Genomic DNA, 25,116 nt, shown 5'->3' with positions numbered 1-25,116 from the left:
AAGTGTTGTAGTACATGAGTGCATTCCTCCTTCATAATTTTATAATGATATTATAACTTAATTTTCAGTTTATTGGAGGTTCTTATGAAATATATCGTTATAAAATCACATGTTAGCAATTATCCTAATCCAATTCGCTTAGAAGAGAGGGGTGTAGTGAAAATGATAGAGAGTTACGTTGGTCCAGAAGACTGGGAAAACTGGATGTTTTATCACGAAGAGAAGTATAACTGGAAAGGATGGGTTTGGTGAGAAGGAACAGATGATGAGAAGGGCTGGACACCAAAGGAAAACTTACAAAAATATTAGTAATACTATTTGTTTAATAATTAGGACACATATTTTTTGTTTGTGAGTATATTGGTTGTAGAGTAAAAAGTAGATTAATAGAGAAAGAGGAGGAGATTGTAATAACTACAACCGTTATTTCTCATTTTTATAACGAAGAGTATTTGCTACCATGGTGGCTTATGCATCACACGAAACTGTTTGATCATGGTATTTTAATTAATAAAGGTTCAACAGATCGTTCCGTTGAGATTTGTAAAAAATTCGCACCGCATTGGGAAGTGCGAGATTCTGTAAATCCAGAGTTTGATGCATATGCGACAGATCATGAAGTGATGAGGATAGAACAAGAAGTACAAGGATGGAAAATGGTTTTAAATACGACTGAGTTTCTTTGCATGCAAGATAAAAATCAGTTTTGGAAATCACTAAATGAATTGGGAGGGAGGATGTATTGGCTGGACGGGCTTATTATGGTTGATGATCCTAACTACAACTATCCGGACCTTAACTTTGGAATACCTTTAATGAAACAGCGATTTCATGGTTATTTACCAGAAGATTGGCCGTTATGGAGAAGAGGTAGATTTATTCATAATCATGAACATGGAAGTTATACGGTTGGAAGACATTTATCCGCGCATGAATCTATGATTTATCCGCCCTTTGCTTGTATATTATGGTTTGGATTTAGTCCGTGGAACGATGTGATGAGAAAGAGAAAGTTACAAATTGGTCCAACTCTTTCTGAAGCTAGTAAGCATGGGGGAATGGGGACGCACCATATTATTACGCCGGAAAGATTAGAAGTATGGTATAAGGAATTAGCGAGAGGAACGAAGGATTTACGTTTTAGTGATGCATATCGTTATGTTTTTGTATAAATGATTTCCACCATAAAATTGTTTCTTCTATTCCTGTATTTAAATCGTATGTTGGTTTCCAGTTTACTTCAGTTTTTAAACGTTCTACACTAACGCCGACAAATAAAGGTTCATCCTTAGAGAAAGGAATCGCGTCTAGTTTAATTAAATGTTCTTTTCCTATTTTTTTAGCGATGATAGAAGCTAGTTCTTTAATTTGTACAGATTGACCTGAAGCGATATTGATGGTGCCTGTAACGCCATGTTCTAATATTGTTACGAGAGCGTCAGCGACGTCACTCACATGGAGGAAATCTCTCGATTGTTTTCCATGTGTACATAGTGCTTCCTCATTTTTTAATAAGGAAGTGATAATGTTAGAAACGAGCCGATTACCTTGTTCGTAAGGTCCATACATATGAAAAATGCGGCCCCAACACATGCTGAGGCCTGTTTGTTGTGCATACGTTTCTAACCAGGAGTGCAGTGCGTTTTTACATAATGAATACGGGGTTTTATAAGAAAGAAGCGGCGAATCTTCAAATAATACGCCGTTAAACCATTCATATTCTGCGCCAGTACCTGCAACGACAACACGCTTTCCGCCGCATGTTGTGAAGTGTTGAATCAATGAAATACTAGACTTTAGCCAATAGTAATTATTAATAGATACATAGCATGCTGGTGGCACTGCTTCCCAAGCAAGGTGAATGAGATGGCTAGGCTGAACGTCGGAAATGAATTGTTTTACTTCGTTATCGCGAAGCAAGTTTACTTTATGCCAATGGCAAGGGAGGTGAGAGGGTTTATTTTTATTATACGTGGCGTGCACTTCATATCCCTTTTGTATAAGTGAATGTACAACATATTTACCTATCCAGCCACTACCACCTGTTACAACAACTTTCTTCATGGCTCGATCACCTCAACTTCTGGAACCGTCACTAAAAATTTACCGCCCCATTCACGAATGAAAGAGCATTCTTTCATAATTTCGTCTTTCAAATTCCAAGGAAGTATGAAAATGTAATCCGGTTTTGTACGTTTAATTTCTGCTGGAGATTTTATTGGAATACGAGTTCCTGGTAAAAGGAGATTTTGTTTGTGAGGATTTTTATCTACTGTATAAGCTAGAAACTCTTTACCTATCCCGCAATAATTCAAAAGGGTGTTTCCTTTAGCTGGAGCACCGTAACCGATAATTTGTTTGTTTAAAGTTTTCGCTTCAATAAAAAACTTTAAAATATTTATTTTCAATTGTTCGATGCGTTTAGAAAAAAGGAGATAGCAATCTAAAGTATCTAACCCTTGGTCGACTTCTTTTTGAATTAATTTTGTAACATTGGAATGGATAGTTGATTGGGCACTTAGATGGTTTACAAAAATCCGTAAGGAACCACCATGCGTTGAAAGTTCTTCTACATCAACAATTTGTAAATGATGATGAGCTAAAATTTTTTGAAGGCTTATAAGTGAGAAATAGGAGAAGTGCTCATGATAGATAGTATCGAACTGATTAGATGATATGAGGTTTAATAAGTGCGGGAATTCAATTGTTATCGTTCCATCACGTTTTAATAAGGTTTTTAAACCAGAGACAAAATCATGCAAGTTTGGAACGTGTGCTAATACGTTATTTGCGACGATTAAATCAGCTTGTGGTAATTTTTTTGCTAAGTCATTACTGAAAAAATTCACATGAGTAGGAATTCCTTTTTTGATAGCGATGTCTGCTACGTTTTTTGCTGGTTCAATTCCCAACGCATCGATATTTTCTTTTTGAAAGTATTGTAATAAGTACCCATCGTTACTTGCAATCTCAATCACTTTTGAATGTTTCGTTAAGTTGAAACGCTTAATCGCCATTTCTACATATTGTTTAGCGTGTAGTAGCCAACTTGAGGAGTAAGAGCTGAAGTATAAATAGTTATGAAAAATATTTTGTGGAGATTCAAATTCATCTAGCTGTACGAGTAAACAAGAGTTACAAACAAATGTGTGCAGGGGATAAAAAGGTTCCATTTTATATGAGCTTTCAGGAGCTACAAATGAATTAGCGAGAGGGGAAACGCCTAAATCTAAAAAAGTATTAGTTAGTAATGAGTGGCAAAAACGGCATTTTTTCTGTTCCATTTTATAGCCCCCTTATAAATTTTTGAATGTGTCGATTTGTTGTCGTGTGAAAGATTCTATATTTTCACCAGATGCATATTTTTTGTACCAATCAACAGTCCAAGTAATAGAATCATCTGTTGATAACTTAGGAGTCCAGTCGAGTTTGTTTACTGCTTTTGTACTGTTGAGTGTTAAAATTGGTGATTCATAAGGAGTTTTTGTAGAGGGAGAATGGATTGTGAGTCGTTTATTCCATAATTTCATTACGGATTGAATGACATCATTTACGGTTCTGCTAGGTTCATTGATTGGACCAAAATTCCACGCTTCTGCATATTTAGCATCATTCCAAAGTTTCTCAGCTAAAAGGATGTAGCCGTGTAGAGGATCTAAAACATGTTGCCATGGACGGATGGCATATTTGTTTCGAATACACAAAGTATGATTGTGCAAATATGCCCGAATGATATCAGGGAATAATCGATCTTCTGCCCAATCACCACCACCAATAACGTTACCTGCTCTTACAGAAGCAAGCGAAGTAGTATTCGTGTGAAAAAAAGATTTGTGATAAGATGTTGTAACTAATTCAGCACAAGCTTTACTAGCGCTATAAGGGTCGAAACCTCCTAGTCGGTCATTTTCCACGAACGCTCGGTCGCCACTATCGTCATTCTCATAACATTTATCGCTTGTCACATTAATAATGGCACGTACGCTTTCGACGGACTTTGCTGCTTCTAGCACGTGGACAGTACCTAAAACATTCGTTTTGAATGTATCGATAGGATTTTTGTATGAAGCGGTTACGATTGGCTGAGCTGCTAAATGAAATATTATGTCGGGTTTATGCTGCTTCATGGCATGAAATAAAGAATGGTAATCTGTAATATCGCCTTTTATTGTCGTGCACTCTTTTGCTACGTTACCTTGTTCAAAAATGTTAGGAATGGATGGGGGATGAGAAGAAAAGCCTACTACTTCTGCACCTAAAGAACTTAAGAAAAGGGTGAGCCAGGAGCCTTTAAATCCAGTATGTCCCGTAATAAATACTTTTTTCTTATTCCAAAAAGATGATGAAGCCATATTACCAAACCTTCCAAGGAGCGTTATTACTTTCCCATAGCTCGACTAATTTATTTTTATCGCGCAATGTATCCATCGGATGCCAAAAACCAGAATGTTGATATGCGGCCAATTCATTTTTGTTTACTAACTGAACTAAAGTGTCTGTTTCAAAAACAGACTTATCTCCACTAATGTAATTGAAAACTTCAGGATTTAAAACGAAAAATCCACCGTTAACCCATCCGCCATCACCTAATGGTTTTTCTTGAAAAGATGTTACAGACTGTTTATCTAATATGAGAGAACCAAATCTACCAGGAGGTTGTACGGCAGTAACAGTAGCCATTTTCCCATGTTTTTTATGGAATGTAATAAGTTCTTTTATATTTACATTACTTAATCCATCACCATAAGTGAGGCAGAAAGGTTCGTCTCCGACATAATTTTGAATCTTTTTCACTCGGCCACCCGTTTCGGTATTTACACCAGTATCGATTAGTGTAACTTTCCATGGTTCTACACGATGAGAATGGCTAGTAATTGTATTATCGTTTAACTGTATTGTGAAATCAGACATGTGTAAGTTGTAATTTAGAAAGAACTCTTTAATTGCATATCCTTTATAGCCTAAGCAAATAATAAACTCAGTAATCCCGTAATGACTATACAAACTCATAATGTGCCATAGAATGGGCTTTGTTCCAATTTCAATCATAGGTTTCGGTTTTAAATGTGTTTCTTCCCCAATTCTTGTACCGTACCCACCAGCAAGAATAACAGCTTTCATTTTTTCCTCCTAAAATAAAAATTTATTATTTATACAGTATTCATGTTTTATGCAAATGAGATTGTTTTTGATTAAGCGAATGAAAATGTTTGAGGTGATGACGATGCAGAAAATATTACGGTTTGAATTTTGGGAATAATTCTTGATATTCAGGGTTATGACGGAGGTCTTGTGTTAGGTTACTAAGCTCTAAAAAACGTATGTCCAGTACTTCAGGAGATTGACCGTAATGTGTTTGAAGCCCCATTTGAATACCCCTTTTTGAAAGGGTAGGTGTAATTTGTAATTTTCTTGCTTTTGATTGTTCATTCCAAGGGCTAAAATAGAATTTTAAAATAAATGAAGGATAGTCATAAATTATATATCCGTGCCGCGAATGATGTCTACCAGGTAAATATGCACCGTCTAGATGATTGTGAATAAATCTCCAAGCACATCCTAGATTTGGGTTATAAGGGAAGACACCGTGGTATCGCTGTTCTACTAAGGGGATAGAATATCTAGGCTTTGAATAATTATAATTATGATTATCTATCATTAAAATCATTCTAATCGCATACATGTTTTGGCCTAGTGTATGAAGAGATGAAAAAAATTCTTCAGTATTATTACAACAAAAGAATTCAGTAGTATTTAAAACGATTTTCCAACCTGAAACTTCTCTTTCAATTTCCATCACTTCAATATCAGTATTAGTTGGATCAAACTCAAGAAATCTTGAATTTCGTACTTCCCAGTGGGGTGCTAATAGTTTACAAATCTCTACGGAACGATCTGTAGACCCTCTATTAATTAAAATGCCGTGATCGAATATTTTCGTGTGATGCATAAGCCACCATGGAAGTAGGTATTCTTCATTATAAAAATGAGAAATGATTGTCTTTTTCATGTTAATTCCCTCCTATACAAGCAATCGTTATTAGTAGGATATGCTTTTAAATAAGAAAGGTTAAAAAGGGCAGACAATGTAGTGATTAGGTAATAGTTTAGTGATTTTATTGTATGAATGTAGATTACTCGTATTGAATAATAATAGGGTGGAGCTTGGAATTTTGTATAAATTGTGAATAATAAACCGTCACGTTTGACTGTACAGTTTAAGTGTTGTATGATGTAAGTAATATAAACAAGGGGGGAAGATCGTTGGGAAGGTGTATCGAATCGGACAGTTGGCTCTCATGGCTCACGTGTCGAAACGAACGATTGATTATTATACGAATCTAGGTATCTTAAAAGCGGAGCGATCTCAATCTAATTATCGCTATTACGACGAAACAGCATTTGAGACATTACAATTTATTGAGAAGTGTAAAGAAATGCATATGCCGCTTTGTGAGATTAAAGAGAAAATCGAGGAGAAGAAGAAGCTGCTCGGTATCAATGAACACGTTTCGAAACAAGTGAATGAAGTGACAGACCATATTCATCGATTAGAAGTGGAGCTTACTGAGTTAAAACCGCTTTTAGATGAATTGACTGATTCACAACGTGAAAAAATATCGAAATCTTTATCAGGTCAAACGACAGCTTTAATACAGACACTTGCTCTATTATTATAGAATAAGTGAAATCCGACCTCTTTAATTTTTGTATCGGGCTATGTTTTCTAACAAACAAATAAGAAAACATTATAGTATACAGGAGGTGGACACCTTAGTTTTTTAACTAAGGGGATTCATTGGAAATATTTAATTTAGTCATGGTTGCGATTTTAATCGCATTTACTGGATTTTTCGTAGCAGCAGAGTTTGCGATTGTAAAGATACGTTCAAGTCGTATCGACCAGCTTGTTGCGGAAGGAAAACGCGGTGCTTTAGCAGCGAAAAAGGTAACAACAAATTTAGATGAATATTTATCTGCTTGTCAATTAGGTATTACAGTTACAGCTATGGGATTAGGTTGGTTAGGTGAACCGACAATTGAAAAGTTATTACACCCGTTATTTGAGAAATGGAACTTAAATCCTTCTATTTCATCAGTACTAACATTTGGTCTTGCTTTTATGATTATGACGTATTTACACGTTGTAGTAGGGGAATTAGCTCCAAAAACGATGGCAATTCAAAAGGCTGAAAGGGTAACGTTATTATTGGCAGGTCCATTAATGATGTTCTATAAAGTAATGTATCCATTTATTTGGGTATTGAACGGTTCAGCTCGTGTGATAACTGGTTTATTCGGTTTAAAGCCAGCTTCAGAACATGAAGTAGCTCATACAGAAGAAGAATTACGTCTTATCCTTTCAGATAGCTATGAAAGTGGCGAAATTAATCAAGCTGAATACAAGTATGTAAATAACATTTTTGAATTTGATAATCGCATTGCAAAAGAGATTATGGTACCGCGAACAGAAATCGTTGGTTTCTACCTGGAAGATTCAGTAGAAGAACACATGAAAGTGATCCAAAATGAGCGATACACACGTTATCCGATTTTTGGAGAAGATAAAGATGATATTATCGGTATGGTCAACGTAAAAGATTTCTTTATTCGATATATGACCGAGGATCAAAAAGATTTATCATCTATTCGCTCGTATATGCGTCCGATTATTGAAGTGATGGAAACGACTCCAATTCACGATTTATTACTTCAAATGCAGAAGAAGCGAATTCCAATGGCTGTTTTATATGATGAGTACGGAGGAACAGCCGGAATTGTAACGCTTGAAGATATCTTGGAGGAAATCGTCGGCGAAATTCGTGACGAATATGATGAAGATGAAGCACCGCCAATTCAACATGTGAACGAGCAACATATTATTGTTGATGGAAAAGTGCTTATCTCAGAAGTGAAAGATTTATTTGGATTACACATCGAAGAAGATGATGTGGATACAATCGGTGGATGGATTATGATGCAAAATCATGAAATCGAAGAAGGACAACACGTTGAGGCGGAAGGTTATGAATTTAAAGTGTTAGAAAAAGACGCTTACCAAATTAAACGTGTTGAAATTCGTAAGATGGAACAAGAACAAGAAGAAGAGAAAGCAGCAACTGTGTAAGTTGCTGCTTTTCTTCTAAAGTACAAAAAATGAGAACTTAGGAGCGGATATTTTGATTCAAGAAGCCTTACGTGTATATCGATTACAATTGTATGTGATCTTTAGTGGTTTACTACTTATGTGGACGATTACTCCGTTTGGAAAACAAGTGACAGGGTTCGGTATTGGATTAGCAGTAAGCGCCTATTGTCTTTGGTTATTAGCTCGCAGAGTGGAGAAACTCGGAAAAAGTATCGTAATGAAGGAAAAGGCTCCTGGATTAGGAGTTTTAAACCGATTTGCAGCTGCTATTTTAGGAGCTATCATCATGTATGAAATTGAGCATGAAATGGAAATGTGGGCATTCGGTACAGGTATTTTAGGTGGTCACTTTTTAATGATTGCAAATTTAGCGTATGCAAATATGCAGTTAGTGAAAGAAGAAGAGAAGCAAAGAGAACATGCTTCGAAAAACATAGAGCTATGATGAAAGGGACCTAATCAGGTTCCTTTTTTAGTTTAGCGATATGATACAAGTAATCAAATTAATGACAAATATAATACGCTTCTTTTTTGTGTTTTTCAATAGTATGAAAAATAATAAAAAAATTTTAAAAAACCCATCGATTTCTAAAGGTTATGTATGTTATTATGACAAAAGACTTTTTGAAAGAGGTGGATACCAATGTTACAAGCGCTACTTATTTTTGTGCTTCAAATTATTTACGTTCCAATATTAACAATCCGTACGATTTTGCTTGTAAAGAATCAAACAAGATCCGCTGCTGGTGTTGGATTGTTAGAAGGAGCTATTTACATTGTCAGTTTAGGTATTGTGTTTCAAGATTTATCAAATTGGATGAACATCGTTGCCTATGTCATTGGCTTTAGTGCGGGACTGTTATTAGGCGGTTATATAGAGAATAAATTAGCAATTGGTTATATTACGTATCAAGTTAGTTTACTAGACCGTTGTAATGAATTAGTAGATGAATTACGTCACTCTGGATTTGGCGTTACAGTATTTGAGGGCGAAGGTATTAATTCTATACGTTATCGCTTAGATATCGTCGCAAAGCGTTCTAGGGAGAAAGAGCTTTTAGAAATCATTAATGAAATTGCACCGAAAGCGTTTATGTCTTCGTATGAAATTCGCTCGTTTAAGGGTGGATATTTAACGAAGGCGATGAAGAAAAGAGCGTTAATGAAAAAGAAAGATGAACATGCATCGTAAAAAAGAGGAGTAGTGCTGCATTAAAAGCGCAGTATAAGTCCAAATGTAAAAGGGAGGAATCTATTTTGATGTAGATTCCTCTCTTTTTTATTGTTAATTGAAAAACTAAATCGTATAATTATTTTTTCTACTCATCCTCAAATTAATGATTAGCCATATAACTTGAAAAAATACCGGTATGATAAACGCGATTAATATAACGATAAGTGATATGGATTTAATTTCAGGTGTTTGAATAACACCAGCACCATCAACCTCTCGTAACCAAATAATAGCGGCCCATATTCCAAAAACGATAATCCAAAATAGGTTACCAATCCACCAAGAAATCCATCGTTTTTTCATGTTAGCACCCCTTACATTTATCTACTGTTAAAAGTATATTTTCGTTCGTTACATTTATAATGAAACAACTTTAAAATTAGTTTTTAACTGTATATCTAACTTGTTTGAAGGTTACTATTTCTCCATCATCATTATCATCTTTCGTTTGCAAAAGTTGAACTTTTGGTTTGTAGTCTGTCCGATGAGCGTGTTCGATATCTTTAATGTTAAGCTTGTAGGATTCACCATTCTTTAGCTTTTGTTCTAACACTTTTTTATTAGCAACATAAATAAAAGTTACTTTATTTTCATCAATTCCCTCGGTCTTAATTTCTAACTCATTATCTTTTGCTGTGATCGTTGGTGTTAATAATTCCATACTGCCTTTCCCGCTTTCTAAAGAATTCTCTGCTATAGTTGAACATCCTGATAGTATGATTCCGGTGAATAGAAGAACAAGTAATTTCCTTTTCATAACATCCCCTCCGATTCTATGTGATTTTTGATTTTGGCATTGTTAGATTGCTAGTGTGGAGCGTAAATGTTTAGCTAGTACTCTTTTTATTGTACCATAATATGTAAATTAAAAAAGGCTGTATATCCAATGTAAGAGAGACTGAAAAATTTACTTATTGTTGTAAATTCGTGTGTTTTAGCTTCTATTTCACTCGAAATGTAGACGGGAGAAAGAAATTTTTTTATAGAAATTACAATTTTTACATTTTACAATAATGATAGGGAATAGATGAATTCATTTACTTCGGAGGTAGTTATTTGAACATTAATGAGAAGGCAATTGAAATGTTTGAACAAAATAAATATGAGGAAGCAATGGAACTGTTTCAACAAGCAGTACATGAATCTAGAGACGTACAATCTCTCAATAATCTGGCTTGGATGTACTTTTATGAGGAAGAGAATGATGATAAAGCTCTTGAATTAATAAGAGAAGTTGTTAAGTTGAATCCTTCTTCATACTTTCCTTATAACATCTTAGGGGACATTTACATGAAACAAGAAAAATGGACAGAAGCGAAAGAAGCATTACAAAAGTCTATTTCGATTCAACCATCAGATGAAGCATATCATAATGTAGCTGTAGCGCATTATAACCTTGGAGAGCTGGAAAAAGCTTCAGAATTTTTCTTGCGAGTTGCAGGGGATTCGGACTATATCATGTATAGCTATGTAAAATGTTTAATTGATTTAGAACGAACGACAGAAGCAAAAGATAAGTTAGATACTTTTAACAGGGAATCTGATAATTTTTTAGGGGAAATTAATGTAGCAGATTTATATGTTGAGTTGAATTGCTATAAAGAAGCAATTGAATGGTTCGAAAAGGGATACAAAGAATGCTGGAAAAGTCCTAATTGGATTAGTAGATTTGTGTATGCTCTATATAAAACGAATAATTTCTCCCGTATAAATGAAGTTATACGGGAATCTATCGAAGCGAAAACAGCAGAAATAAAAGATGTCGAGAATGAAGAAGTAGAAGACAACTGGACAGAGAAAGATAAGAAAGAGTTAATTGAGGAATATACAGAAGCGAATAATGATTATAAAACAATGATAGAACGTATTAAATCTGGATATGTTCCAGGGTTAGAATTTGAAACGGATTTTATAGGTGGGTGCTATTTGTTTGGTTGTAAAAGGCATAATCATCTTGAATATGAACAATAAAAAGATTCGACTGTCACATATGATGGTCGAATCTTTTTCGTTATAGGTCGCTTGTATTACATAGGTGTATATCCTCTTTAGAGGTCACTTTTTTTATATTTAAAATATGTAGTGATATAAAACCAATAAGTCCTATTCCGCCAAAAATAAGCCATGGTGTATACATTCCGCTTAAGTTGGATGTAAAAGATGTACCGGTATAATTACCAATGATAAAACCAAATGCGAGTGATAGTTGATAAAATCCGAAGAAAGTGGCTGTATATGATTCATTACTGTAATTTGCAATAGCGATATCAGCGTTAGGTAATACGAGTGTTTCACCGATTGTAAATAAAATTACACAAATAAAGAGCCAATATGGGTGTTGAAATAAAGGAATGAGTAAAAAGGAAATACTCATTAATAAAACACCGTATTTAATAATTGAAAGTGTGTTGTATTTGTGGAATAATTTTCGGAATAATACCATAAATATGACGCCTGTTATCGCATTTATCGTAATAACGAGTGTAGCAAGTTGATTGCTACTACTAATGTTTTTCATATGAAGTGGAAGTGCGACAGTAAGCTGAGTAAACATAATATAGAAGAAAATCATGATAAAGGAAAACAGAAGGAAAGACTTGTTTTGTAAGATGGCCTGTATTCCTAATGTAATAGACGTGTTTTCAGTAGTGACTTGGAAGTGATTTTTAAGTAAGTAAAAGATAAAAGCGAATAACAGCATAAGTGATCCTGTTAGAGAGAAGGTATAGATTGGATCAAGTAAGAGTAAGAACCCTCCTGCAATTGGTCCGATTATTGCACCGCAATTAAAGCTAAGGTTTAAATATGTAAATAAATTTTTTCTCAAATGAGCTGGTTGTGAACCGAATATGGCGCGCGCAGCAGGTTCGTAAAATGCAGTTCCGAAGCCAATAAGTGCAGAAGAAATAGAAATTGTATAGAAATCAGAGCATATTCCTAAAGCGATAAATCCGATTCCTCTCAAAAATAAACCGGCTATCATCATAATGATATAGCCTATTTTGTCAGCAATTAACCCTGAGAATAATGGGATAACTCGTGATGTAATTGTCATAACCGTCAACACTGTTCCTACTTGGACAGCAGAAAAATGAAGAAAGGTTAATAGATAAATAGCTAAAAATGCGTATACTGCAAAATACCCAAAAGACATAAAAAATGAAGAAATAAGCATGAAACGTATCGGTGTTGAGAAAATTTTCATAGAAATCCTCCTAATTACGTAACCAGTAAAATTATTTGATGGTTAACTATTTTATACTATAATTATACATAAAGTCAGAAAAAAGTAAATTTTAAGAAGAAGGTGGATCGAATTGAATCAAAACGCTCCAAATGAACTAGAATATATTCGGGAATTTTTAAATACATGGAGAATACCAAACGATACGAGAGAGCCAATTGATTTGCTGCAAACAGAAGAAGACATAAAGCTCTTTATGAAAGAATATTTTGATGAAGAGTTTCCATTTCATACAATAGAGGAATTAAGAGGTTTTCGGGAAGATATTCGGATGACAATTGAAGGCGAAGGATCATTGCAAAAATGGTTAGAGAAATACCCATTTCATGTACATATAAAGGATGATATGAAAGGTATTACATATGAACCGGTATATGAAGAGAATGTGTATACAAAAGTGTTAAGCATTGTGTTAATGTCAATTCAAGAAAATGTGTGGGGAAGGTTAAAAGCATGTCCAGATTGTCGCTGGGTATTTTATGATCATTCGCGAAATGGAAGTAAAAGATGGTGCGGCATGTATGCTGGAGAAGAAGGAGGAAGAGCATGCGGTACGATTGCGAAAGTGAAAAACTACCGGGCGAAGAGAAAAGGGCGATCTGGTTATGATATGTAATTAATATTAGAGAAAGAAAAAAGGATGGGGGAATGTAGAATATGAAAGGTACGCAAATGTTAGTTTTAAATAAAAAGTGTTGGGATACAGTTGCACCTTATTTCTTTCAAGTGGATTGTTTACCTAAATATGGTCCGTATACGGCGTCTGAAGATGAGATTCGTTTGTTCGATTCAATCAGAAAGAAAAAGGTTCTTGATATTGGCTGTGGAAGTGGGCATTCGTTGCAATATATGGCGGAACAAGGGGCAGAGGAATTATGGGGGCTTGATCTTTCGAGTACACAAATTGAAATAGCGAATAAGACGTTAAAGGATTGGAATCCAAAGTTAGTATGCGGAGCAATGGAAGAAGAAGGAGATATTCCGAAAGGATATTTTGATATTGTATATTCCATTTATGCATTAGGTTGGACTTCGGATTTAAGAAAAACGTTGGAACTGATTTATTCATATGTAAAGCCAGGGGGAAGTTTTATTTTTAGTTGGGAGCACCCAGTATATTCAAACTTACAGTATGGTACGGAAGAAGTTGCTATAAAGTCTTCTTATCATGAGGAAACGCCCATTACGTTTGAAACATTTAAAGGAGAAAATGTACAAGCGACATTATATAAGAGAAAAATAAGTACATACATAAATGAGTTAAATAGAGCGGGATTTAAAATTGAGAGAATAGAAGAGCCTGAACCATCGAGCTCGTTTGATGAAGAACTAACTGAGCTGTCTACGAAATATTATTCTTTATATAAAGCTAGGATGGTGCCAACTACTTTTATTATGAAAGCTAGAAAGTAAACTGTTTTTATAAAAGAAGCCTATCATTTCAAACAAATGATAGGCTTCTTTATTTTAATAAAATTGAGGTTAAATGTGTACTTTTGTTATAAAAATGCATTTCATATAAAAAGTGTAATTATTTTTGGGGAGGGGGATTGTTGTGCGTCATCATAGAAATTGCAAAAAATTCGGAGTGGCACTGCCTCTTCCGCTTATAGGAGCAACTGGTCCGACAGGTAATAGTGGTCCAATCGGTCCAACTGGAGGGCATGAAGGTCCTGTTGGTCCTACAGGGGTGACTGGACCGACGGGAGCAACTGGGCCCCAAGGTCCTCAAGGTATCAGGGGGATACAAGGTCCCCGAGGGACAACAGGAGCACAAGGAATACAAGGAGCTATTGGTGATACAGGAGAGCAAGGTATAACTGGCCCAACTGGTCTCCAAGGTGCTCAAGGATTAATTGGAAACCAAGGTTTAATTGGTGATATTGGAGTACAAGGATTAGAAGGAATACAAGGAGCTACGGGTCCTGCTGGTAGTCAAGGTATACAAGGCACACAAGGAATACAAGGGGAAATAGGTGAGCGAGGACAAACAGGGGCACAAGGAATGCAAGGAGAGAGAGGCATAACTGGAGTCTCGGGTGTAACTGGTCCACAAGGTCCTCAAGGTGTTCAAGGAATAAAAGGAGAGCAAGGGGCTATTGGTATACAAGGAGAAGACGGCCTCCAAGGGATACAAGGAATTATTGGAGAGGAAGGGCCACAAGGAGCTCAAGGAATACAAGGTGAAGTGGGTCCAACTGGTTCTACTGGAATACAAGGTGCTCAAGGGATAAGTGGAATAAAGGGGATAACAGGTGCAATAGGTTTACAAGGCCCACAAGGTGTGCAAGGAATACAAGGTATAACGGGAGCAATAGGTTTTCAAGGGATAAAGGGAATAAGAGGTATTACGGGAGCGACGGGTAGTATTGGTATTCAAGGCTTAGAAGGACCACCGGGCGGTCCGACGGGAACAACCGGTCCAGTTGGTCCATCTAGTGGAGTGACTGGTCCATCAGGTCCACCAGGTCCACCAGGAGGTCCAACAGGTCCAACGGGAGCGACTGGTTCAACAGGTGTAAGCGGAGGGATAGGACCAATTGGAGCGCAAGGAGTGCAAGGTATAACCGGTCCAACAGGTCATCAAGGTGTAAGGGGAGCGCAAGGTTCCCAAGGTGTAGTTGGAGCAGTTGGAGTACAAGGTGCACAAGGTCCTCAAGGTAACCAAGGTATAACAGGTCCAACTGGTGCAGAAGGTTCTCAAGGAATACAAGGTCCGCTGGGAGTAACTGGTCCAACTGGTGCAGAAGGTCCTAAAGGTATTCAAGGTATTCAAGGTGTAATAGGTCCAACAGGTGCACAAGGAATGGTGGGAATACAAGGCGTATCCGGTCCAGTTGGTGTTACAGGAGCGGAAGGAACTCAAGGTGCACAAGGAATCCGAGGAGCAACCGGTCCTGCTGGAGCACAAGGTATACAAGGAGTTCAAGGAAGTCAAGGGGAAACAGGAGCAGCTGGAACACAAGGTCCTCAAGGTGTTCAAGGGATACAAGGGACTACCGGATTGACAGGTACACAAGGTGCCCAAGGTCCTCAAGGAGTGCAAGGAATAATAGGACCGACTGGAGCTATTGGTTTGCAAGGTCCTCAAGGATTACAAGGAATAACGGGTCCAACAGGAGCTCAAGGAGTGCAAGGAATACAAGGTGTGCAAGGAATTATCGGTCCAACAGGTGCACAAGGAATTAGAGGCCCCCAAGGAAATACAGGGGAAATTGGTATAACAGGACCTCAAGGAGTCCAAGGAGCGCAAGGTAGTCAAGGGCCCCAAGGTCCACAAGGAAATGTTGGAATTACAGGTGCAACGGGTGAAACTGGGGCAACTGGAGCAACCGGGGCAACTGGACCACAAGGTGTGCAAGGAGTGCAAGGGATTACGGGAATACAAGGAATAACGGGAACGACAGGAATTACAGGTGCAACGGGTCCGCAAGGAATACAAGGTATACAAGGAGTTCAAGGTTTGCAAGGCCCAACTGGAGCAAGTGGAGTGACAGGTGCTAGTGGTAGTATAGGACCAGTTGGAGCGCAAGGTAGTCAGGGGCAAAACGGAGCGGTTGGACCTACAGGCGCAACTGGTAGCGTAGGAGCAATAGGCTTCTCGGGAATAGTAGGAGTGACTGGAGCGACTGGTTTACCTAGTGGGGGCGGTTATTTCTTTTCCACTGCAACGAGTGCAATTGCAGCGAATGCGCTAATACCAATCAATTCTGGTTCTACAATTTTTGGATCAGGAATTAGTTTAACAAGTGCAACAACTGTAACGTTGAGTACGCCGGGAATATATTTAGTAAGTTATTATTTTCAAGGTGATCCAACTGCCGGAAATGAAACGATTTCAGTAAGGCTGACGTTAAACGGAACACAAGTCGCAGGGAGTTTTATTTTTTATGTTACAGCAGGTTTTGTATTGGAACCAGCGATTTCTAATACGATGATAATTCAAGTTACTTCTTCAAATTCCACCTTGTCATTACAAAATGGTCCATTAGCTATTGGGCATGTAACGACATTAGCGGGAGTAATAACAGCTAGCTTAAACATATTACAAATAGTTTGATGCGTTACAAACGGGAGGAGATGCTTGTGAAGAATCAAGATAAGTGTAGCAAGTTTCAAGCACCTATTCCTTTTCCACCGCCAGGTATTACGGGGCCCACTGGACCAACCGGTCCAACCGGTGCTTTAGGTGGACCGACTGGACCACAAGGAATACAAGGCGTACAAGGTCCAATCGGTCCAACTGGTCCTCAAGGAATACAAGGAGTGCAAGGGGTGCAGGGAGAAAATGGTCCAACAGGCCCAACAGGTTTAACTGGACCACAAGGTTCTCAAGGTAATCAAGGACCTATGGGAGAACGAGGGCCACAGGGAATACAAGGTGTTCAAGGAATTCAAGGTGAAAGAGGTCCGACTGGTCCAACTGGTATTCAAGGGATACAAGGAATTCCTGGCCCAATAGGTCCAACCGGTCCAACAGGAATACAAGGTATACAAGGAATGCAAGGAGAAATCGGGTTAACAGGTCCAACAGGAATACAAGGTATACAAGGAGTACAAGGAGAAAATGGTCCAACCGGTCCAACTGGAAATACTGGTATACAAGGTGTGCAAGGTAATTTAGGGAGTAGTGGTTTACAAGGTGTAACAGGAATACAAGGAATACAGGGTCCGATTGGTCCAACAGGCCCAACCGGTTCTCAAGGGATTCAAGGGGAACAGGGTCCAATAGGGCCACAAGGAGAAACTGGTGTTCAAGGTTTACAAGGTCCCCAGGGAGAAATGGGGCAGGTAGGTCCAACAGGTTCTCAAGGAATTCAAGGAGTGCAAGGTGAAATCGGTCCAACAGGCCCAACTGGTTTACAAGGTGATCCCGGTCCAACAGGCCCGACAGGAGCAACTGGGATAACTGGTCCGACAGGTTCTGCAACAGGTCCGACGGGAGCAACAGGTCCAACGGGGCCACCGGGAGGCCCGACAGGTCCAACAGGTCCAGCAGGATCACCAGGGGGCCCAACAGGTCCGACGGGAGCAACAGGGGCAACAGGGGCGACAGGAGCAACAGGAGCAACTGGAATCCAAGGAGTGCAAGGAATACAGGGTCCAACAGGAGCAACCGGTTTAACAGGTTTGCAAGGAGTACAGGGGCCGATGGGAGCAACGGGTCCAACGGGTGATCAAGGCATTCAAGGTCCACAAGGGATAACAGGTCCAACGGGAGCAACCGGACCGACGGGAGAAACGGGTCCCCAAGGTCTACAAGGAATCCAAGGTCCACAAGGGATAACGGGTCCAACAGGAGTAACGGGCCAGACGGGATTGACTGGTGCAACTGGACCGACCGGAATCCAAGGCATACAAGGAATAACAGGAGCGACAGGGGGAACGGGAGTAACAGGCCCAACAGGTGCTACTGGCCCAACGGGCTTAACTGGAGCGACAGGATCATCTGCTATATCTACAGGTGGTGGCTATTTCTTCTCTACATCAACAAGTACAATTGCAGCAAATACTAACATTCCAATTAATTCTGGATCCACTGTATATGGAACTGGTGTATCTTTAACTAGTGCTACGACAGTCACAGTAGCGACGCCAGGAATATATTTAGTAAGCTACTATTTCCAAGGGGATGCAAATGGTGGGAATGAGACAGTATCTGTGAGATTACTATTAAATGGAACGCAACTAACAGGGAGTTTTATACAAAACGTAACGACATCAACTGTAGTAATCGAACCAGCCATTTCAAATACACTTCTTGTGAATGTGACGAGTGCCAATTCAACATTAATATTACAAAATGGCCCGTTAGGTGTAGGGCATGTGACTACTATAGCAGGTGCGATTACAGCAAGTTTAAATGTAGTGAGAATTTTATAAAGAATATAAAAAACACAAGGAATGTCTTTGTAAGACACACCTTGTGTTTTTTAATATTAAATAAACATTTTCTTTATCTTTTCGGTTGAAAAATATGCTGAAAGAAGTATTTGTGATGTAAGTTATCTACAACTTTATTTGCTTGATATGTGCGTTGTTTTTCAATTCGTAGTCTTTGCTCCATCATTTTTATTGCGTGATCAGATAAACGTAACATAATACATTCTCCTTTTCTATAAATATAGGTGACTATTTGATATCGATCCCATATTTATAATTAAGGAGGCAAAATGTGTAACATAGGCAAAAAGCACCTTCCTCTCCCATTACGCTTACGAGGTTAGCTGTCGGACTCGGGAAGTGAGAGTTTCCCTACTTAAAAAAGATTCGCCCCAAGTAGCATAGCTACAAAAATGGTTCCCCCGCTCCAAAATTTGGACTCAGCAAAAGGTTTTATAAAGTAAAAAATAACATAAAGGAGCGGAAAAGTCAAATTATTTTGTGTATTCTGTCTTTTTTAATTGCGTAAGAATCATACCGTCAGGAAGTATTGTATCTGCTACTGTAATGAATCCGTGTTTTTTATATAAAGTAATAGCAGGGGTATTGGCTTTACCTGTTTGTACAATGTATGTCATTGAAGAGGGAAACATGTTAAATATATAAATTAGGAGTTTCGTTGCGATTCCTTTTTGAAAAAAATCGGGCGATACAACTAGCCTATGGATATCGATTAGTTTTTCTTCTTGTACAAAAGAAATAAAACCGACAAGTTTATTTTCAGAAAAATATCCATAGAATGTTTCAACGCAATTTTGAATATCGTTTACAGTATCATATAAACGAGGTATGGCAGTACTATTTAAGTAGTCTGCTTCAATTTTATAAGCTGGAATTTGAACCTGTAAAATGGATGTTGCTACTTCAAAAGAAGTGGAATTTAACTTAAGAATCATAGATAATGAAGCCTCCTTTAAATATGGTATATGAATATAATTGCTTTATGGGTGAGTTTGACAATATTTTTCTTTTTTGCATATAATATATGTATCTCCATATGTAAAATAGTAGTAAATATATTTCTATAGTGAAATATGATTAGCAATGATAAATACATATGTTTGTATTAAATCATACAAACTATAATAGAAATGGAGGACTAAAAATGGGATGGATTATCACATTAATAGTTGGTGCTATTATAGGTGCAATTGCTAGTTCTATAACAGGTAAAAATTTCCCAGGTGGTATGTTCGGAAATATTATCGCAGGTTTATTAGGTGCTTCGTTAGGTGGTAGATTATTTGGATCCTTTGGGCCATCATTTGGTGGGATTCATGTCGTGCCAGCATTATTAGGTGCAATCGTGTTAATTTTTATTGTATCATTTGTAGTGAAAGCTGCAAAGAAATAGATATATAGATTATGATGAAGAGCCCTGAATAAGGGCTTTTCATCATTCGAAGAGGTGGTTTCATTGGAGAAAATAAATATAAGAAAAAGAGATAAGTTAAGAAAGTTTTTTAGAGAACAAAATTATTTGGCGGTATTACTTGGATTTGCGTTATTGTTCATTAATATTTTATTGCTAACAAAAATATCATTTGTTTTTACACCGTTTATCGTATTTTTAAAAACAATTTTCTTCCCAGTACTATTAGCAGGCGTGCTATTCTATATTTTACATCCATTCGTTTCGCTTTTAGAAAAGAAAGGTGTTTCAAGAATCGTATCGATAGCTTCCATATATTTAATCGTACTAGGATTATTTGTATTTTTAGTTGTAACGGTTATCCCTATTATTAAAGATCAAATTGATGCATTAATTGATAACTTACCGTATTTTGGCCATGAGATTGAACAAGCAGCACGTAGATTCGGGGAAAGTAATTTACTCGGTAAAATTCAAGAGAATTTAAATATTAATGTTGCGAATATGGTAAAAGAATACACAGTTGATTTTACAAAGTCATTATCATCAGTAACTGGGAATGTAACTGGATTTTTGAGTACTGTTACAGAGGTTGTTTTAACATTTGTAATGGTTCCATTTATATTGTTCTATCTTTTAAAAGATGGTGAGCAATTGCCGAATCACTTTTTAAAGTTTATTTCAGAGCAAAGACAACCAGCAGCAATGAGAATACTAGATGATATGCATTATGCGATTAGTTCGTACATTAGAGGGCAAATTATAGTTAGCTTGTTTATCGGTATTATGCTATTAATCGGTTACCTTATTATCGGTATTAAATATGCAGTACTACTCGCTATTTTAGCGATGATTGTAAATATCGTTCCGTACGTAGGACCAATTATCGCAATTACACCAGCGTTAATTATTGCGTTTATTGATTCGCCAGGGATGGTTTTAAAGGTAATTATTGTAATGATGGTTGTACAATTAGCAGAAGGTAAATTTATTTCTCCGCAAGTTATGGGTAAGAAGTTAGATATTCACCCAATTACAATCATATTTATCATTTTAACTGCCGGAAACTTATTCGGGATTATGGGCATTATTTTAGCCATTCCAGGATATGCGATATTAAAAGTGTTAGTTACACACGGTTATAGATTTGTTAAGTTGAATACATGAAAAAAAGAGCTAAAACAGTGGGAACTGTTTTAGCTCTTTTTTATTAACAATTCATTTGCATATTGGCGCGCCCATTGATCCGCTTCCAATATAGCATCAAGTGAAGGATCTATTACATTATGATGAGCTTCAACTGTTTTGTAAATTGTTTTTTCAATATCGAAAAAGGCAATTTCATTTTTTAAGTATAGTGCATTCGCAATTTCATTTGCTGCATTTAATACAGCGGGAGTAGTACCACCGATTTTGCCACATTCATATGCGTATTGTAGACAAGGGAACTTCTCTAAATCTGGTTTTTCAAAATGTAAACTACCCATTTCTAATAAATTTAATTTTTCATAGGAAGAAGGTAGCCGAGTAGGATAGTGAAACGCATATTGAATCGGCATTCTCATATCAGGAGCACCGAGCTGTGCCATAACTGATCCATCAATAAATTCTACTAAAGAATGAATGATACTTTCTTTATGAATCATTACATCAATTTTTTCATACGGAATATCAAATAGCCATCTCGCTTCCATTACTTCAAAGCCTTTATTCATTAATGTGGCAGAATCAATCGTTAGTTTTGCACCCATTAACCAGTTTGGATGTTTTAAAGCGTCCTTAGCTTGTAATGTTTGCATTTCTTCACGTGTTTTATCACGAAAAGCACCACCGGAAGCTGTTACAATTAACTTCTCAATCTCTTTATTATTTTCTCCGTTTAAACATTGGAAAATAGCTGAATGCTCACTATCTACTGGAATTAAGCGACATCCGTTTTGTTTCGCTAGTTCAGTTACGATATGTCCAGCTGCAACCAAAGTTTCTTTATTAGCAATAGCGATATCTTTCTTCGCTTTTAATGCTTCAATTGTTGGGAGTAATCCTGAAACACCTACAACAGAGCTTAATACAAGATTTGAATCAGGGTGAGTAGCTACTGCAATTAAGCCATCAGTCCCGTGTGTGATTTTTGTATTTGCTGAAATACGCGTACGAAGCTTGTCTGCTAAGTCTTTTGTCGCAACGCTTACAATACGAGGTTGAAACGTTTTGATTTGTTGCTCAAGAAGATCGATATTATAATTTGCGGTTAAACCGACGATTTTAAAATGTTCAGGATGAGCTGAAACGACATCTAATGCAGATGTGCCGATGGATCCTGTTGAACCTAAAATTGATATATATTTTACCATGAAAAAACCTCCAAAGTTGTTTCGAATATTTCTGCAAACCTATATAACATTAGACAATTGAAGTGGAAATTCCTGCTATATAAAATAGAAAATTAGGGTTTGTTTGGAAGTGAAATGTGATAAACTGTAAAAAATAACGAAAAAGCAATGAAAGAGAAGAGTACATATTCGAAACTTTTTAGAGAGCTGATGTGTGGTGGAAATCAGTAAGGGATGAATATGGAATGGGCTCTGGAGCTTCTAACTGAAATGAGTAGGTAAAGACGGTTACTTCACGTTAAGAAGTTGAAGTGAGCTATAATGATAGCTAATTAAGGTGGTACCGCGGGAGTCTCTCGTCCTTTTTTAAGGATGAGAGGCTCTTTTTATTTTGAGAAAGGAGGAGTTAGTGTGAGTGAGAAAATAATGTTAACAGGAATTAAGCCAACAGGTTATCCGCATTTAGGAAATTATATTGGTGCGATTAAACCTGCATTACAAATGTCAAAGAATAATGAAGGAAAAGCATTGTACTTTATAGCTGATTATCATGCATTAAATGCTGTTCATGATCCAGAGAAGTTCAGCAGTTATACGAAAGAGGTAGCAGCTACTTGGTTATCGCTTGGACTTGGGGAAGATGTTGTTTTTTATCGGCAAACAGAAGTATCGGAGATTCTAGAATTAGCTTGGATTTTAGCTTGCCTAACTCCGAAAGGTCTTATGAACCGTGCTCATGCGTATAAAGCGAAGGTGGAGCAAAATAAAGAAGCGGGTTTAGAGGTAGATGCAGGAGTGAATATGGGATTATATACGTATCCGATTTTAATGGCGGCGGATATATTACTATTTCAAGCTACTCATGTACCAGTTGGGAAAGATCAAATTCAGCATATTGAAATTGCACGTGATATTGCGACGTATTTTAATCATACATTCGGCACGACATTTACACTTCCGGAGTATGTAGTGCAAGAAGAAGGAGCAATATTACCAGGACTTGATGGAAGAAAGATGAGTAAAAGTTACGGGAATGTAATCCCATTATTTGCAGAGAAAGAAAAACTACGAAAGTTAATATTTAAAATCAAAACAGATTCTTCACTTCCAAATGAATCGAAAGAATTAGAAACATTATTTATGATATATAAAGAGTTTGCGATGGAAGATGAAATACAGTCGATGCGTGAAAAGTATGAGACTGGAATCGGATGGGGCGATGTGAAAAAAGAGTTATTTCGCGTTGTAGACCGTGAGTTAGCTGGACCTCGTGAGAAGTATGCAATGTATATGAATGAGACAAATTTATTATATGAAGCATTAGAAAGAGGTGCTGATAGGGCACGGACTATTGCGAAGGTAAATTTAGCGGAAATTAAAAAACGGATTGGATTTGAGAGGGGGCGCTGAGCGTTCCCTCGTTTTTCGATATAAATTATTCTTCATATCGATACGTAGAGCAAGGAGTTCGCACTTCTTTTCCGAACTTATTAGTTGCATATATTAAAAAGTATGCTAATATAGGGTTACTTATTAAACGTGTTTAATAAGTTTAATTAAAGGTACTTATTAAAGATGTTTAATAAGTGCACCCCATATAATAAAAAGGAGAGGATTGTATGAAAACGGAGAAAGAAAAGATGGTGGTAGGAGAAATGTATATTGCGGATGACGAAGAATTGGTGGCTGATAGGGGGGAGGCAAAACGTTTAACACGCCTTTATAACGAGGCGATGGAGACAGGAGATGAGAGGCGTTTTACATTATTAAATCAGCTTTTAGGTTCTTCAGCTGATGGGAAAGCCCAAATTAATCCTGATTTTCGTTGTGATTACGGCTACAATATCCATGTTGGAAAGAGCTTTTTCGCAAATTTCAATTGTGTGATTTTGGACGTTTGTGAAGTTCGAATCGGTGATAATTGTATGTTTGCACCTGGTGTTCACATTTATACTGCTACTCATCCATTACATCCGGTGGAACGAAACTCTGGCAAAGAATATGGAAAACCGGTAAAGATAGGTAACAATGTTTGGGTTGGCGGAGGCGCTATTATTAACCCTGGTATTTCAATTGGAGATAATGTTGTAATTGCTTCAGGGTCAGTTGTGACAAAAGATGTACCTAATAATGTAGTTGTTGGTGGTAACCCAGCTAAAGTTATTAAAACGATAGACTTATAGAAATCGTTTTTTATGAGTGCATGAATAAACAGATGTCGTATCGTATAGAAAAGGTGAAAGATGTTTCATATAAAGAAAAATAGTACGGAAAATCGTACGAAGACATTACTTACTTCTTGAAACGCTCTTTTTCGTATTTGTTTTGCCGGTTTTCTCGTTTGCTGTAAGTTTCTATCATGCCTTTCGAGAGGACTCCCACCTCTAAACGTAAGTGAAGGTGGTGAGGTGAATCGAAAGAAATATTTTATTTTCAAGAAAACAATAGAAACATACGTTCTGTTTTGCTGTAATATCCTTAACAAGGAGGTGAATAAAATGACAAAGGAAAATCCGTCAAACTATAAAACTCTTCAAATTTGGATTAAAAAAGGGCATCGTATGTATTCTTATTTTCAAGAATGTTGTCATAACGCTAAGAACATGTACAACACCACAAACTTTTATATACGCCAGGTGTACACTGGATTAACACAAGAAAAAGAGTTGCAGCCTTTGCAAAAAGAAGTTCTGGATCATATTCATAAAAATATTGATAAGATGAATGACACACAACGTCTTGCCTATCAGAAGAAATTGGAAAAAGAGAAATTAAAGCCTAAAGAAGAACAGAAAGAGATTACATGTAATTTGTTTTCAGAACCTAATTTTGAAAAACCTT

Annotated in this window: 26 protein-coding genes, 1 pseudogene, 1 riboswitch and 1 other annotated feature; of the genes and pseudogenes, 16 read left to right on the top strand and 11 right to left on the bottom strand. The window is 37.1% G+C overall.

The window, feature by feature from the left end; translation table 11 throughout:
* Positions 1-84 precede the first annotated feature (84 nt).
* Both H6481_RS23545 and H6481_RS23540 read left to right on the top strand, forming a co-directional pair.
* Positions 85-252: an SH3 domain-containing protein gene (locus H6481_RS23545; protein ID WP_000875292.1), complete on the top strand. Its 168-nt coding sequence runs from the start codon at positions 85-87 to the stop codon at positions 250-252.
* 107 nt (positions 253-359) lie between these two features.
* Positions 360-1,172, top strand: a complete 813-nt coding sequence (locus tag H6481_RS23540; protein ID WP_088020580.1) for a glycosyltransferase family 2 protein — start codon at positions 360-362, stop codon at positions 1,170-1,172.
* Here H6481_RS23540 and H6481_RS23535 read toward each other — a convergent pair.
* From H6481_RS23535 to H6481_RS23515, 5 genes are all read right to left on the bottom strand, one after another.
* A complete protein-coding gene (locus H6481_RS23535; RefSeq protein ID WP_140157130.1) occupies positions 1,141-2,064 on the bottom strand; it encodes an NAD-dependent epimerase/dehydratase family protein in 924 nt (307 codons plus the stop codon). The genes H6481_RS23540 and H6481_RS23535 overlap by 32 nt on opposite strands.
* Positions 2,061-3,284 carry a class I SAM-dependent methyltransferase gene (locus tag H6481_RS23530; RefSeq protein WP_071731197.1) on the bottom strand — a complete coding sequence of 408 codons (1,224 nt, stop codon included), beginning with the start codon at positions 3,282-3,284 and terminating at the stop codon, positions 2,061-2,063. The genes H6481_RS23535 and H6481_RS23530 overlap by 4 nt, the downstream gene beginning before the upstream one ends.
* 12 nt (positions 3,285-3,296) lie before the next feature.
* Complete coding sequence (rfbG, locus tag H6481_RS23525; RefSeq protein ID WP_182813326.1) at positions 3,297-4,352, bottom strand: CDP-glucose 4,6-dehydratase; 1,056 nt, start codon at positions 4,350-4,352, stop codon at positions 3,297-3,299.
* 1 nt (position 4,353) lies between these two features.
* On the bottom strand, positions 4,354-5,121 hold the full coding sequence (rfbF, locus tag H6481_RS23520) for a glucose-1-phosphate cytidylyltransferase (RefSeq protein ID WP_000648807.1): 768 nt from the start codon (positions 5,119-5,121) through the stop codon (positions 4,354-4,356).
* Positions 5,122-5,236: 115 nt separating this feature from the next.
* Positions 5,237-6,010 (bottom strand): glycosyltransferase family 2 protein, encoded by a 774-nt coding sequence (locus tag H6481_RS23515; RefSeq protein WP_000750972.1) that lies wholly within the window; start codon positions 6,008-6,010, stop codon positions 5,237-5,239.
* A gap of 262 nt (positions 6,011-6,272) precedes the next feature.
* On the opposite strand from H6481_RS23515, the gene H6481_RS23510 reads away from it, so the two are divergent.
* The 4 genes from H6481_RS23510 to H6481_RS23495 all read left to right on the top strand — a co-directional run bounded on the left by H6481_RS23510 (position 6,273) and on the right by H6481_RS23495 (position 9,341).
* Entirely contained in the window at positions 6,273-6,680 is a 408-nt protein-coding gene (locus H6481_RS23510) for a MerR family transcriptional regulator (RefSeq protein ID WP_000285639.1), read from the top strand.
* A 119-nt stretch (positions 6,681-6,799) separates the two neighbouring features.
* The gene (locus H6481_RS23505; protein ID WP_000402258.1) at positions 6,800-8,128 is read left to right on the top strand and encodes a hemolysin family protein; all 1,329 of its coding nucleotides are present in this window, start codon (positions 6,800-6,802) and stop codon (positions 8,126-8,128) included.
* Between the two features lie 52 nt (positions 8,129-8,180).
* Positions 8,181-8,594, top strand: a complete 414-nt coding sequence (locus H6481_RS23500; RefSeq protein ID WP_000613876.1) for an ATP synthase subunit I — start codon at positions 8,181-8,183, stop codon at positions 8,592-8,594.
* Between the two features lie 198 nt (positions 8,595-8,792).
* Positions 8,793-9,341 (top strand): DUF2179 domain-containing protein, encoded by a 549-nt coding sequence (locus tag H6481_RS23495; protein ID WP_000938438.1) that lies wholly within the window; start codon positions 8,793-8,795, stop codon positions 9,339-9,341.
* A gap of 105 nt (positions 9,342-9,446) precedes the next feature.
* Here the strand turns inward: H6481_RS23495 and H6481_RS23490 are convergent, their stop codons facing one another.
* Both H6481_RS23490 and H6481_RS23485 read right to left on the bottom strand, forming a co-directional pair.
* Positions 9,447-9,686: a DUF3923 family protein gene (locus tag H6481_RS23490; RefSeq protein ID WP_000747695.1), complete on the bottom strand. Its 240-nt coding sequence runs from the start codon at positions 9,684-9,686 to the stop codon at positions 9,447-9,449.
* A gap of 76 nt (positions 9,687-9,762) precedes the next feature.
* A complete protein-coding gene (locus H6481_RS23485) occupies positions 9,763-10,140 on the bottom strand; it encodes a hypothetical protein (RefSeq protein ID WP_000823781.1) in 378 nt (125 codons plus the stop codon).
* 299 nt (positions 10,141-10,439) lie between these two features.
* Here H6481_RS23485 and H6481_RS23480 point away from each other — a divergent pair, with 299 nt between their 5' ends.
* On the top strand, positions 10,440-11,354 hold the full coding sequence (locus H6481_RS23480; RefSeq protein WP_023522539.1) for a tetratricopeptide repeat protein: 915 nt from the start codon (positions 10,440-10,442) through the stop codon (positions 11,352-11,354).
* Positions 11,355-11,394: 40 nt separating this feature from the next.
* Here H6481_RS23480 and H6481_RS23475 read toward each other — a convergent pair whose 3' ends face one another.
* The gene (locus H6481_RS23475; protein WP_182813323.1) at positions 11,395-12,588 is read right to left on the bottom strand and encodes an MFS transporter; all 1,194 of its coding nucleotides are present in this window, start codon (positions 12,586-12,588) and stop codon (positions 11,395-11,397) included.
* Between the two features lie 112 nt (positions 12,589-12,700).
* Here H6481_RS23475 and H6481_RS23470 point away from each other — a divergent pair, with 112 nt between their 5' ends.
* The 4 genes from H6481_RS23470 to H6481_RS23455 all read left to right on the top strand — a co-directional run bounded on the left by H6481_RS23470 (position 12,701) and on the right by H6481_RS23455 (position 18,510).
* On the top strand, positions 12,701-13,243 hold the full coding sequence (locus H6481_RS23470; protein WP_001072930.1) for a CGNR zinc finger domain-containing protein: 543 nt from the start codon (positions 12,701-12,703) through the stop codon (positions 13,241-13,243).
* Between the two features lie 41 nt (positions 13,244-13,284).
* Entirely contained in the window at positions 13,285-14,040 is a 756-nt protein-coding gene (locus tag H6481_RS23465) for a class I SAM-dependent methyltransferase (RefSeq protein ID WP_078400296.1), read from the top strand.
* A 142-nt stretch (positions 14,041-14,182) separates the two neighbouring features.
* Positions 14,183-16,687: a collagen-like protein gene (locus H6481_RS23460; RefSeq protein ID WP_182813322.1), complete on the top strand. Its 2,505-nt coding sequence runs from the start codon at positions 14,183-14,185 to the stop codon at positions 16,685-16,687.
* 20 nt (positions 16,688-16,707) lie between these two features.
* Positions 16,708-18,510 (top strand): collagen-like protein, encoded by a 1,803-nt coding sequence (locus H6481_RS23455; RefSeq protein ID WP_182813320.1) that lies wholly within the window; start codon positions 16,708-16,710, stop codon positions 18,508-18,510.
* Between the two features lie 73 nt (positions 18,511-18,583).
* Here the strand turns inward: H6481_RS23455 and H6481_RS23450 are convergent, their stop codons facing one another.
* Complete coding sequence (locus H6481_RS23450) at positions 18,584-18,727, bottom strand: hypothetical protein (protein WP_000945243.1); 144 nt, start codon at positions 18,725-18,727, stop codon at positions 18,584-18,586.
* Between the two features lie 96 nt (positions 18,728-18,823).
* Positions 18,824-18,966: riboswitch (cyclic di-AMP (ydaO/yuaA leader) on the bottom strand.
* A gap of 38 nt (positions 18,967-19,004) precedes the next feature.
* Complete coding sequence (locus H6481_RS23445) at positions 19,005-19,466, bottom strand: GNAT family N-acetyltransferase (protein ID WP_023522535.1); 462 nt, start codon at positions 19,464-19,466, stop codon at positions 19,005-19,007.
* 209 nt (positions 19,467-19,675) lie between these two features.
* Here H6481_RS23445 and H6481_RS23440 point away from each other — a divergent pair, with 209 nt between their 5' ends.
* Both H6481_RS23440 and H6481_RS23435 read left to right on the top strand, forming a co-directional pair.
* Positions 19,676-19,924 (top strand): GlsB/YeaQ/YmgE family stress response membrane protein, encoded by a 249-nt coding sequence (locus tag H6481_RS23440; RefSeq protein ID WP_000539730.1) that lies wholly within the window; start codon positions 19,676-19,678, stop codon positions 19,922-19,924.
* Positions 19,925-19,987: 63 nt separating this feature from the next.
* A complete protein-coding gene (locus H6481_RS23435; RefSeq protein ID WP_000411485.1) occupies positions 19,988-21,109 on the top strand; it encodes an AI-2E family transporter in 1,122 nt (373 codons plus the stop codon).
* Positions 21,110-21,138: 29 nt separating this feature from the next.
* On the opposite strand, the gene H6481_RS23430 is transcribed toward H6481_RS23435, so the two are convergent.
* Positions 21,139-22,296, bottom strand: a complete 1,158-nt coding sequence (locus H6481_RS23430) for a 1-deoxy-D-xylulose-5-phosphate reductoisomerase (protein WP_078993965.1) — start codon at positions 22,294-22,296, stop codon at positions 21,139-21,141.
* Between the two features lie 138 nt (positions 22,297-22,434).
* Positions 22,435-22,642 (top strand) — a binding site (T-box leader).
* A gap of 44 nt (positions 22,643-22,686) precedes the next feature.
* Between H6481_RS23430 and H6481_RS23425 the strand changes: the two genes are divergently transcribed.
* The 3 genes and pseudogenes from H6481_RS23425 to H6481_RS23415 all read left to right on the top strand — a co-directional run.
* Positions 22,687-23,685: a tryptophan--tRNA ligase gene (locus H6481_RS23425; RefSeq protein ID WP_182813318.1), complete on the top strand. Its 999-nt coding sequence runs from the start codon at positions 22,687-22,689 to the stop codon at positions 23,683-23,685.
* 209 nt (positions 23,686-23,894) lie between these two features.
* Positions 23,895-24,458 (top strand): maltose O-acetyltransferase, encoded by a 564-nt coding sequence (locus H6481_RS23420; protein WP_182813315.1) that lies wholly within the window; start codon positions 23,895-23,897, stop codon positions 24,456-24,458.
* A gap of 315 nt (positions 24,459-24,773) precedes the next feature.
* Positions 24,774-25,116 (top strand): annotated as a pseudogene (locus H6481_RS23415) (RNA-guided endonuclease TnpB family protein); the annotation flags it as partial.

This window comes from Bacillus sp. ME78, from assembly GCF_903970865.1.
Taxonomy (GTDB): domain Bacteria; phylum Bacillota; class Bacilli; order Bacillales; family Bacillaceae_G; genus Bacillus_A; species Bacillus_A cereus.
Note: the sequence above shows the minus strand (reverse complement) of the source record. Positions and strands in the feature narration are given on the sequence as shown.